Raw genomic sequence first — 11462 nt, forward strand, 5'->3', positions numbered from 1 at the left:
AGGCCTTCCGCTTCAAACCAACACGCGCTCGATGCCCCCATCGTTGGCGGCTTTCACGTAGTCGGGCATCCAGTTCTCGCCCAGGATCTTGCGAGCCATCTCCACGACGATGTAGTCCGCCTCCAACAGCCCATGGTTCAGATCCTCGCCATAGCGCGACAACCCTTGCAAGCAGCTCGGGCAGGAGGTCAGGATCTTGATGTTGTCCTGCGGCCGCACGGCACCGGTGCTGCGCAACGCGGCCTCGCCCTTGCGGATCTCTTGCTCTTTGCGGAAGCGAACCTGGGTGGCGATATCCGGCCGAGTCACGCCCAGCGTGCCCGATTCACCGCAGCAGCGCTCGCTTTTGAGCACTTGCTCGCCCACCAGGGCCTTGACGGTCTTCATCGGATCTTGCTGCTTCATCGGGCTATGGCAGGGGTCGTGGTACAGGTAGGCCCCCTGCCCCTCGAGCTTGATGCCTTTCTCCAGCAGGTATTCGTGGATGTCGATGATGCGGCAGCCGGGGAAGATCTTGTCGAACTCGTAGCCCTGGAGCTGGTCGTAGCACGTGCCGCAGCTCACCACCACGGTTTTGATGTCGAGATAGTTGAGCGTGTTGGCCACGCGGTGGAACAGCACCCGGTTGTCGGTGATGATTTTCTCGGCCTTGTCGTATTGACCCGAACCTCGCTGCGGGTAGCCGCAGCACAGGTAGCCCGGCGGCAACACGGTCTGCACGCCGGCATGCCACAACATGGCTTGGGTGGCCAAACCAACCTGGCTGAACAGGCGCTCCGAGCCACAGCCGGGGAAGTAAAACACCGCCTCCGTCTCCGGCGTGGTGGTCTTGGGGTTGCGGATGATCGGGACATAGTTCTTGTCCTCGATGTCCAGCAAGGCGCGCGCGGTCTTCTTGGGCAGCCCGCCCGGGAGCTTCTTGTTGATGAAGTGAATCACCTGCTCTTTGACTGGCGCGGCGCCCACCGTGGCCGGAGGACGGACGGTTTGTTTGCGCGCGACGCGCTTGAGCAAGTCATTGGCCAAACGCTGGGCCTTGAAGCCCACGCCCACCATGGCCGTGCGCAGGAGCTTGATGGTCTCCGGGCGTGTGGCGTTGAGCATCATCATCGCCATTTTGTTGCCCGGACGGAAACTCTTCTTGCCCATCTTGCGCAACAGGTTGCGCATGTTCATGGACACGTCGCCAAAGTCGATTTTCACCGGGCATGGGGAGAGGCACTTGTGGCACACCGTGCAGTGGTCGGCCACGTCCTCGAACTCTTCCCAGTGCCGGATCGACACGCCGCGGCGAGTCTGCTCTTCGTACAGGAAGGCTTCGACCAGCAGCGAGGTGGCTAGGATCTTGTTGCGCGGGCTGTACAGCAGGTTGGCTCGCGGCACGTGCGTGGCGCACACCGGCTTGCACTTGCCGCAACGCAGGCAGTCCTTGACCGAGTTGGCGATGGCGCCGATGTCCGACTGCTGCATGATCAGCGACTCATGCCCCATCAACCCGAAGCTCGGGGTGTAGGCATTGGTCAGGTCGGCATGCAAGGTCTCGCCGCCGACGGCCACACCGCGCATCAGCTTGCCTTTGTTGAAGCGGCCTTCGGGATCGACACGCTGCTTGTACGCGATGAAGTCGCGGATCTCCTCGTCACTGAGGAACTCCAGCTTGGTGATGCCGATGCCATGCTCGCCCGAGATGACCCCGTCGAGGCTGCGCGCCAGCTTCATGATGCGTGCCACCGCCTCATGGGCGGTTTGCAGCATCTCGTAATCGTCGGAATTGACCGGGATGTTGGTGTGCACATTGCCATCGCCGGCATGCATGTGCAAGGCAACCCAGACGCGGCCGCGCAAGACCTCTTTGTGGATGCGCCGGCATGCGTCGAGGATGGGCGCAAACGCCGCCCCGGCGAAGATCGTTTGCAGGGGTTTGAGCACCTGCGTCTTCCACGAGGCGCGCAGACTGTGGTCTTGCAGCTGTTCGAAGTAGCTGCGACCCGGTTGGCCATCGGCCCCGGGTTGCACCACGTCGAGCTGATGCATCCAGCGCGACCACAGTTCGCGCACTTCGCGCAACAGCGCCAAGGCCTGCTGAACGCGGTCTTCCAGCAATTCGGCGCTTGGGATCTCGCTGGCATCGTCGGTCTTGCCCAGCGGCAAGTTGCCCTGGGTAAAGAACGCCTCCAAGCGGTCGAGCAGCGCCAGCTTGTTGCGCAGACTCAACTCGATGTTGATGCGCTCGATGCCGTTGGTGTACTCACCCATGCGGTGCAGGGGGATCACCACGTCCTCGTTGATCTTGAAGGCGTTGGTGTGGCGGCTGATGGCAGCCGTGCGCTTGCGGTCGAGCCAAAACTTCTTGCGCGCATCGGCCGAGATGGCGATGAAACCCTCGCCCGAACGGGCATTGGCAATGCGCACCACTTCCGAAGCGGCACGGGCCACGGCGTCGGGGTCGTCGCCCACGATGTCGCCGATCAACACCATCTTGGGCAAGGTGCCGCGTTTGGATTTGGTGGCATAGCCCACGGCCTTGAGGTAGCGGTCGTCGAGGTGTTCCAGCCCCGCCAGAATGGCGCCACCGGGCTTCTTCGCCTCGGCGAACATGAAGTCTTTGATTTCGACGATGCTGGGCACGGCGTCACGAGCATTGCCGAAGAACTCCAGGCAGACCGTGCGCACATGCGCGGGCATGCGATGCACCACCCAGCGTGCGCTGGTGATCAGGCCGTCACAGCCTTCTTTTTGCACGCCGGGCAAACCGGCCAGGAATTTGTCGGTAACGTCCTTGCCCAGGCCTTCCTTGCGGAAGGCTCGCCCCGGGATGTCCAGACGCTCGGTGCGCAGGAGCGTTTTGCCATCGGCTTCGTAGTAGCGCAGCTCGAAGCTGGCCACCTCGACGTCGTGGATCTTGCCCAGGTTGTGGTTCAGACGCACCACCTCCAGCCACTGGGCGTCGGGCGTCACCATGCGCCAGGAAGCCAGATTGTCCAGCGCAGTGCCCCACAGCACGGCTTTCTTGCCCCCGGCGTTCATCGCGATGTTGCCGCCCACGCAGGACGCTTCGGCCGAGGTGGGATCCACCGCGAACACATAGCCGGCCCGCTCGGCGGCATCGGCCACGCGCTGGGTGACCACACCGGCTTCGGTCCAGATGGTGGGTACGGGATGGTCCACCCCCGGCAGCATGACCATCTCGACCTCGGTCATGGCTTCGAGCTTCTCGGTGTTGATCACCGCGCTCTTCCACGTCAGTGGCACGGCCCCGCCGGTGTAGCCAGTGCCACCGCCGCGCGGGATGATGGTCAGCCCCAGCTCGATACAGTCCTTCACCAAGGCGGCCATTTCGGCTTCAGTATCGGGGGTGAGCACGACGAACGGGTACTCCACCCGCCAGTCGGTGGCATCGGTGACATGGGCCACGCGGCTCAGGCCATCGAACTTGATGTTGTCGCGCCGGGTGTGACGACCCAGCACGCGCAGGGCCCGGCGGCGCAGGGCGGCCACTTCCTCGAAGCGGCGCGCGAAGGTCTCGACGGCACGACCGGCGCAGTCCAGCAGCTCGCCCACCAAGGCATCCCGTTCGGGATCGAGCTGCGGCGTGCGGCGTTTTTCGATCTCGCGCAAACGGTGATGCAGGGCTTCGATCAGCAGCCGCCGGCGCTTGGGGTTGTCCAGCAAGTCGTCCTGAAGATAGGGATTGCGCTGGACCACCCAGATGTCGCCCAGCACCTCGTAGAGCATGCGAGCCGAGCGGCCGGTCTGACGCTCGTCGCGCAGGCGCTGCAACACCTCCCAGGCACGCGCCCCCAAAATGCGAATGACGATCTCGCGATCTGAAAAGGAGGTGTAGTTATAGGGAATCTCGCGCAGACGCGGCTGCGCGTCGAGCGGGGCGTCCGCGGAAGCGACAAGATCCTTCAGAGGCAGCGGTGCATTCATGGGCGCCTGGCGCGTGGGGCTGAGAGTGTGAGGGCGCAAAGGCGAATCGTACCGCAGCGCAGCAAGCCCGCCGGGGCCCCGCCGGGGAAACCGTGTGCGCACCGTGCCTAATGCCTGCCCTGCGTTGGCGCAAGTTGACGCCTTTGCGCCGGCTCAAACCATGGGACTAACCCGCTTGCGGGCCTGCACCTTCCATGACAGAAACGCTGCTGTCACAAACAGGCACTAGCCTTCGCGGACTTTGAGTGGTCCTGCATCCTTTTTTCACGGAGTCGTCATGAAACGCAAACTTCTCGCGCTGTCCTCGGTCCTGGCCGCCGTTGTGGCCACACCGGTCCAGGCCCAGGTCGAAATCCAATGGTGGCATTCGATGGGCGGCGCCCTGGGTGAGTGGGTGAACGATCTGGCCAAGGATTTCAATGCCAGCCAGAGCACTTACCGCGTCGTGCCCATTTTCAAGGGCAGCTACGATGAGTCGATGACGGCGGCCATCGCGGCCTTCCGGGCCGGCAACGCGCCGCACATCCTGCAGGTCTTCGAGGTCGGCACCGCCACCATGATGGCCAGCCGCAATGCCATCGTGCCCGTGGGAGAAGTGATGAAGAAGGCGGGCGTGACTTTCGACCCCAATGCCTACGTGCCGGCCGTGGCCAGCTACTACACCGCCCCCAACGGTCAGATGCTGAGCTTCCCCTTCAACAGTTCGACCACGGTGTTTCATTACAACAAAGATGCTTTCCGCGCAGCCGGACTGGACCCGAACAATCCGCCCAAGACCTGGCCCGAAGTCGCGCTGGCCGCAGCCAAGCTCAAAGCCAGTGGCCACAAGTGCCCGTTCACCACGAGCTGGGTGAGCTGGACCCAACTGGAGAGCTTCTCGGCCTGGCACAACACCGAGTTCGCCACCAAGGGCAATGGCATGCGCGGCATCGATGCGCGGCTAACCTTCAACAGCCCGCTGCACGTGCGCCACATCGAGAACCTGGCCAACATGGCCAAGCAGGGACTGTTCGTCTACAAGGGGCGCGGCAATGCGGCCGACGCGACCTTCGTCTCGGGTGAGTGCGCGATGATGACCGGCTCGTCGGCCTTGTACGGCAACATCAAGCGCAACGCCAAGTTCGAAAGCGGGATCTCCACCCTGCCTTATTACCCCGACGTGCCTGGCGCGCCACAAAACACCGTGATCGGCGGAGCCAGCCTGTGGGTGATGGCTGGCAAGAAAGACAACGAGTACAAGGGCGTGGCAGAGTTCTTCGCTCACCTGTCCAAGCCCGAGGTGGCCGCCAAGAGTCATCAGCGCACCGGCTATCTGCCAGTGACCAAAGCAGCTTATGAGCTGACGGAAAAATCGGGCTTCTACAAGCAAAACCCCGGCACTGACGTGTCGGTGGAGCAAATGATCCGCAAGACGACCGACAAGTCGCGCGGCATCCGCCTGGGCAACTTCGTGCAGATTCGCACCATCAACGACGAGGAGCTGGAACAGGTCTGGGCCGGACGCAAGACCGCCAAGCAAGCCCTGGATGACGCGGTGCGCCGCGGCAACGAACAGCTGGAGCGCTTCGAGCGCGCCAACAAGGGTCGCTCGTAATGGGTCGCTCGTAAAATCTCGCGCCTTTGCCCGAAAACTCCCTGCGGGCTTTGCTCCTGCTGCGCCTGCCCATGCCTGCGTGCATGCGGCAGGCGCTGATGGTTTGAACCATGGAAAAACGCGTCCGATTCAAATCCTGGTGGCTGCCCTGGCTGCTGGTGGCCCCCCAGATGGCCGTGGTGCTGGTCTTTTTCTTTTGGCCGGCAGCACAAGCGCTGTACCAAAGCGTGCTGTCCCAGGATGCCTTTGGGATGTCCACCGAGTTCGTCGGGCTGGAGAACTTCGAGCGCCTGCTCCACGATGAGACCTACATCGCCTCCTTCCGGACCACGGCGGTGTTTTCGATCTCGGTGGCCGTCATCGGCCTGACGGTGTCGCTGCTGTTGGCCGTGATGGCCGACCGCGTGATCCAAGGGGCCGGCCTCTACAAGACGCTGCTGATTTGGCCCTACGCCGTGGCGCCCATGGTGGCCGGCGTGCTGTGGCTGTTCATGTTCGCCTCGCCCTTTGGCACCATCGCCTACTTGCTGCGCCTGCTGGGCCTGGACTGGAACCATTTGCTCAACCCCAACCATGCGATGGCGCTGATCGTGATGGCGGCGGTATGGAAGCAGATTTCTTACAACTTCTTGTTCTTCCTGGCGGGTTTGCAATCCATCCCCAAATCGCTGATCGAAGCAGCCGCCATCGATGGCGCCGGCTTTTGGCGGCGGTTCTGGACCGTCGTCTTTCCGCTGCTGTCACCCACCACGTTCTTCCTGCTGGTCATCAACATCGTCTACGCCTTTTTCGACACCTTCGCCATCATCGATGCGGCCACGCAAGGTGGGCCCGGCAAATCGACCTCCATCTTGGTCTATCGCGTCTACTACGATGGCTTCAAGGCTTTGGACATGGGAGGATCGGCCGCACAGTCGGTCGTGCTGATGGCCATCGTCATCGGCTTGACGGTGATCCAGTTCCGCTTCGTCGAGAAAAAGGTTCAGTACTGACATGATCGAACGACGCCCGGGGCTGACCTTTCTGTCCCATTTCATCTTGATCGCCGGCGTGGCCATCGTGGCCTTTCCGGTGTACCTGACGCTGGTGGCCTCCACCCAGACGGCCCAAGAAATCGCCTCCACCGTGCCGATGTCGCTGCGGCCGGGCACGCATTTCTGGGAAACCTACAAGATCGCGCTGTTCGGTGGGGAAACCGCTGCCGGCAGCACCGTGCCGGCAGCACTGCCCATGATGGGGGTCAGTTTGGTGATGGCCGTGGTGATTGCCGTGGGCAAGATCGTGATCTCGCTGCTGTCGGCCTTTGCCATCGTCTACTTCCGCTTCCCGCTGCGCAACCTGGTGTTCTGGATGATCTTCGTCACGCTGATGCTGCCGGTGGAGGTGCGCATCGGGCCGACCTACGAAGTGGTATCGAACCTGGGCATGCTCAACACCTACGCGGGCCTGACCATTCCGCTGATCGCCTCGGCCACCGCCACGTTCCTGTTCCGGCAGTTCTTCCTGACGGTTCCCGACGAGTTGGTGGAAGCGGCGCGGGTCGACGGCGCAGGCCCCATGCGCTTCTTCTGGGACGTGCTGCTGCCCATGTCGCGCACCAGCATCGCCGCGCTGTTCGTGATCCAGTTCATCTACGGCTGGAATCAATACCTGTGGCCGCTGCTGATCACGACCAACGAAGACATGTATCCCATCGTGCTGGGCATCAAGCGCTTGGTCTCGGGCGAGGCCTACACCGAGTGGAACGTGTTGATGGCCACGGCTTTCCTGGCCATGCTGCCGCCGGCCTTGGTGGTCATCCTGATGCAAAAGTGGTTCGTCAAGGGCCTGGTCGACACCGAAAAGTAAAGCACCCAATTCATGGCATCCCTGACTTTCAAGAACGTCGTCAAGCGCTACCAGCAGGGCAAGCAATCGCTGCAGGTCATCCATGGGGTCACTGCAGAAATCGCCGACGGCGAGTTCATCGTGATCGTCGGCCCCTCCGGCTGCGGCAAATCCACGCTGCTGCGCATGGTCGCTGGTCTGGAGGAAGTGTCCGAAGGGCACATCTTGATCGGCTCGCGCGTGGTCAACGACCTGGAGCCGGCCGATCGCGACATCGCGATGGTGTTCCAGAACTACGCGCTCTATCCGCACATGAGCGTGTTCGAGAACATGGCGTATGGCCTGAAGATTCGCAAACTGCCCGCACAGGAGATCCGCCGGCGGGTGGACAAGGCCGCCCGCATATTGGAGCTGTCGCACCTGCTGGACCGCAAGCCACGTCAGCTCTCGGGCGGCCAGCGCCAGCGCGTGGCCATGGGTCGAGCCATCGTGCGCGAGCCGCAGGTCTTTCTGTTCGACGAGCCGCTGTCCAATCTGGATGCCAAGCTGCGCGTGCAAACACGGCTGGAAATCCAGAAACTGCACCGCGAGCTGGGCATCACCTCGCTGTTCGTCACCCATGACCAGGTCGAAGCCATGACCCTGGCCCAGCGCATGATCGTGATGAACGCCGGCCACATGGAGCAAATCGGCACGCCCGACGAGGTCTACGCCCAACCGGCCAGTACGTTCGTCGCCGGCTTCATCGGTTCGCCGCCGATGAACCTGCTGGAAGGTCAGGCCACGGCAGCCGGGCGCTTGGCCGTGGGCGGCCTGGAGATCGACCTGCCATCGGGTGAAGGCTCGCCGGTGTCCGGAGCCGTCATTCTCGGCGTGCGCCCTGAGCATCTGGTGCTGGGAAATTCGGGCTGGCCTCTGGTCGTGGAGATGGTCGAAGTGCTGGGCGCCGAGCGGTTGATCTACGGCAAGCTGGGCACGGCCATGATGGTGGTGCGCGCCGACGACAGCCACCAACACCCACGAATCGGTGAGACGCTGTACATGACCCCCCAGCCCGGCAAGCTGCACTGGTTCGACATCAACACGCACAAGCGCATCCCATGATCTGGCCCTACCCCTTGTGGATCGCCCACCGCGGCGCCGGCCGACTGGCCCCGGAAAACACCTTGGCGGCTTTTCGGCAGGGCGCCAGCTTCGGCTACCGGGCCTTCGAATGCGATGTCAAGCTCAGCCGTGATGGACAGCCCTTCTTGCTGCACGACGCCACGCTGGAGCGCACCACCGATGGTCAAGGGGTGGCGGGCGAACAAGACTGGTCGGCTTTGAGCCGCTTGGACGCAGGCGGCTGGCACAGCCGGGCGTATGCCGGTGAGCCGCTGCCAACCTTGGAGGCCATTGCCCGCTACGTGCTGCGCAATGGCTTCATGCTCAATGTCGAGATCAAGCCCACCCCTGGCACCGAAAGTCTCACCGGCGCAGCCGTGGCTCGGCGCTGCGCCCAGCTGTGGGCGGACAGCCGCACCGTGCCGGTGGCCCCACCGCTGCTGACGTCTTTCCAACCGGCGGCCTTGCAAGCCGCCCAAGCGGTCCAGCCCGCCTTGCCACGCGGGCTGCTGCTGGAACACTGGTGCGCCGACAGTCTGGCCCAGGCCCAAGCGCTGCAATGCGTGGCCATCGTGGCCCAGTACGCCTTGCTCGACCGCGGTCGGATCGAAGCCATCCATGCAGCGGGGATGAAAGCCCTGGCCTACACGGTCAATGATCCGGCCGAAGCACGCCGCCTGCTCGGTCTGGGCATCGATGGCCTGATCACCGACGCGGTGGACCGTTTCTCTCCGGGCACCGGGGTGCACGACTGACACTGCCCGGGGCCTCGCCCCGGGTAGACGCCGAAGAGCGGATCGGCCCGGCCACGGCCGAGCATGTGCGGCGCGGACTGACCCATGCCCAGCGCGACGGCGCCCAATTGGTGGTGCTGCAGATGGACACCCCCGGGGGCCTGGACACCTCGATGCGCCGCATCATCCGCGACATCCTGGCCTCCCCGGTGCCCGTGGCGAGCTTCGTGGGGCCCAGCGGCGCGCGCGCGGCCAGTGCCGGCACGTACATCCTCTACGCCAGCCATATCGCAGCCATGGCCCCAGGCACCAACCTCGGCGCCGCCACGCCGGTGGCCCTGGGCGGCTCGCCCGAACCGGCGCCGCCTCCAGCGCGCTCCGGGCGCCCTGCGCAGCCGGCGGCCTCGGGGGCTTCGGGGCCGGCACCGCAGACCGGACCCACGCCCACCGTGTCGGGCCAAAAGCAGCTCAGCGACGCGGTTGCCTACATCCGTTCCTTGGCGCAGATGCGCGGACGCAATGTCCAATGGGCTGAGAAGGCCGTGCGCGAAGCCGCCAGCCTCAGCGCCGAGGAAGCGCTCGCGCAAGGCGTCATCGAGTTCGTGGCGCGCGACCTGCCCACGCTGCTGGCTCAGATCGACGGCCGGCGCCTGGACATCGAGGGCCGCTCACTGACACTGCGCACCGCGGGTGCGGCCCTCGTGCACGAGGAGCCCGACTGGCGCATTCGCCTGTTGGCCGTGATCACCGATCCCAGCGTGGCGCTCATCCTGATGATGCTGGGCATCTATGGCCTGTTTTTCGAGTTCTCCAACCCCGGCGCGCTGGTGCCTGGGGTGTTGGGCGGCATCTGTCTGCTGCTGGGGCTGTACGCCCTACAGTTGCTGCCGGTGAATTACGCCGGGCTGGCCTTGATCGCCTTGGGCTTGGCTTTCATGGTGGCTGAAGTGCTGATGCCCAGCTTCGGGGTGTTGGGCCTGGGCGGCATCGTCGCCTTCGTGCTGGGCGCGGTCATCCTCATCGACACGGAAGTGCCCGGCTTCGGCATCCCCTTGGGTTTGATCGCCGCCATGGCGGTGCTCAGCGCTGCAGTGGTGATCGGCCTGACGGCCATGGCCGTGCGCTCGCGCCAGCGCGCCGTGGTCAGCGGCGATGCCACGGTCATCGGCCAGCAGGCCCGGGTCCTCGAGGTTGGCGTTGACGAGGCCTGGGTCGAGGTGGCCGGCGAACGCTGGCGCGCGCGCAGCCACACCAAGCTGCACACCGGGCAGACCGTGCTCGTGCACGGTCGCGACGGCCTGGTTCTGCATGTTCGACCTGTCGCCCCCCTCCAGGAGAGTGATCATGATCGTTGACCTCGGTTCGCTCGGCTTTGGCGGCCTGCTGCCCATTGCAGTGCTGGCGTTGCTGGCCGCTTCATTGCGCATCCTGCGCGAGTACGAACGCGGTGTCGTCTTCCAGCTCGGCCGCTTCTGGAAGGTCAAGGGCCCAGGCTTGGTGATCGTGATCCCCGGCGTGCAGCAGATGGTCAAGGTAGACCTGCGCACCATCGTGTTGGACGTGCCCACGCAAGACGTGATCTCGCGCGACAACGTGTCGGTGCGGGTCAATGCGGTGGTCTATTTCCGGGTGGTGGATCCGCAGAAAGCCATCATCCAGGTCGAGAACTTCATGGTGGCCACCAGTCAACTTGCACAGACCACCTTGCGCGCCGTCTTGGGCAAACACGAGCTCGACGAAATGCTGGCCGAGCGCGAACGACTCAACCTGGACATCCAACAGGTGCTGGACGCCCAGACCGATGCCTGGGGCATCAAGGTGGCCAACGTGGAGATCAAGCATGTGGATCTCGACGAGTCGATGGTGCGGGCCATTGCCAAGCAGGCCGAGGCCGAGCGCGAGCGGCGCGCCAAGATCATCCATGCCGATGGCGAACTGCAAGCCTCGGAAAAGCTGATGCAGGCCGCCCGCATGCTCGGCCGGGAGCCCGGCGCCATGCAGTTGCGCTATATGCAGACCCTGAGCACCATCGCCAGCGACAAGGCCTCGACCATCGTCTTTCCGATGCCCATCGACCTGCTGACGCTGATCAAGTCATCCGGCCCCGAGCAACCCACGAAATGACTAGGGAAACGCTGATCAAGTCCTGCGCCTGGCAGTAGTCCGTCTTGTCGCCCTGGTGATGGGCGGCGATGATTACGGTCATGAAGCAGATGACCTTGGCAGCGGCGGCCGATGCGTCCGCGGGATTCGAGCGTTTTCGCAAGCCC

At 64.0% G+C, this 11462-nt stretch carries 9 protein-coding genes; 7 read left to right on the forward strand and 2 right to left on the reverse strand.

Going from position 1 to position 11462, the window contains the following annotated elements:
* Positions 1-12: 12 nt before the first annotated feature.
* Complete coding sequence (locus F615_RS0109430; RefSeq protein WP_019560935.1) at positions 13-3933, reverse strand: DUF3683 domain-containing protein; 3921 nt, start codon at positions 3931-3933, stop codon at positions 13-15.
* Between the two features lie 277 nt (positions 3934-4210).
* On the opposite strand from F615_RS0109430, the gene ugpB reads away from it, so the two are divergent.
* The 7 genes from ugpB to F615_RS0109465 all read left to right on the forward strand — a co-directional run bounded on the left by ugpB (position 4211) and on the right by F615_RS0109465 (position 11316).
* On the forward strand, positions 4211-5527 hold the full coding sequence (ugpB, locus tag F615_RS0109435; RefSeq protein ID WP_019560936.1) for a sn-glycerol-3-phosphate ABC transporter substrate-binding protein UgpB: 1317 nt from the start codon (positions 4211-4213) through the stop codon (positions 5525-5527).
* Between the two features lie 110 nt (positions 5528-5637).
* Positions 5638-6519, forward strand: a complete 882-nt coding sequence (gene ugpA / locus F615_RS0109440; RefSeq protein WP_019560937.1) for a sn-glycerol-3-phosphate ABC transporter permease UgpA — start codon at positions 5638-5640, stop codon at positions 6517-6519.
* A 1-nt stretch (position 6520) separates the two neighbouring features.
* Positions 6521-7375 carry a sn-glycerol-3-phosphate ABC transporter permease UgpE gene (gene ugpE / locus F615_RS0109445; protein ID WP_019560938.1) on the forward strand — a complete coding sequence of 285 codons (855 nt, stop codon included), beginning with the start codon at positions 6521-6523 and terminating at the stop codon, positions 7373-7375.
* Between the two features lie 12 nt (positions 7376-7387).
* Positions 7388-8458, forward strand: a complete 1071-nt coding sequence (locus tag F615_RS0109450) for a sn-glycerol-3-phosphate import ATP-binding protein UgpC (RefSeq protein WP_019560939.1) — start codon at positions 7388-7390, stop codon at positions 8456-8458.
* Positions 8455-9213 carry a glycerophosphodiester phosphodiesterase gene (gene ugpQ, locus F615_RS0109455; RefSeq protein WP_019560940.1) on the forward strand — a complete coding sequence of 253 codons (759 nt, stop codon included), beginning with the start codon at positions 8455-8457 and terminating at the stop codon, positions 9211-9213. Before F615_RS0109450 ends, ugpQ begins: the two co-directional genes overlap by 4 nt.
* 41 nt (positions 9214-9254) lie before the next feature.
* Positions 9255-10547 (forward strand): NfeD family protein, encoded by a 1293-nt coding sequence (locus F615_RS18135; RefSeq protein WP_445662437.1) that lies wholly within the window; start codon positions 9255-9257, stop codon positions 10545-10547.
* The gene (locus F615_RS0109465; protein ID WP_019560942.1) at positions 10537-11316 is read left to right on the forward strand and encodes a slipin family protein; all 780 of its coding nucleotides are present in this window, start codon (positions 10537-10539) and stop codon (positions 11314-11316) included. The genes F615_RS18135 and F615_RS0109465 overlap by 11 nt, the downstream gene beginning before the upstream one ends.
* On the opposite strand, the gene F615_RS20290 is transcribed toward F615_RS0109465, so the two are convergent.
* The coding region (locus F615_RS20290; RefSeq protein WP_211211798.1) for a hypothetical protein at positions 11282-11462 on the reverse strand (181 nt) is incomplete at its 5' end. The genes F615_RS0109465 and F615_RS20290 overlap by 35 nt on opposite strands.

It is taken from the genome of Caldimonas manganoxidans ATCC BAA-369 (assembly GCF_000381125.1).
GTDB classification, from domain to species: domain Bacteria; phylum Pseudomonadota; class Gammaproteobacteria; order Burkholderiales; family Burkholderiaceae_C; genus Caldimonas; species Caldimonas manganoxidans.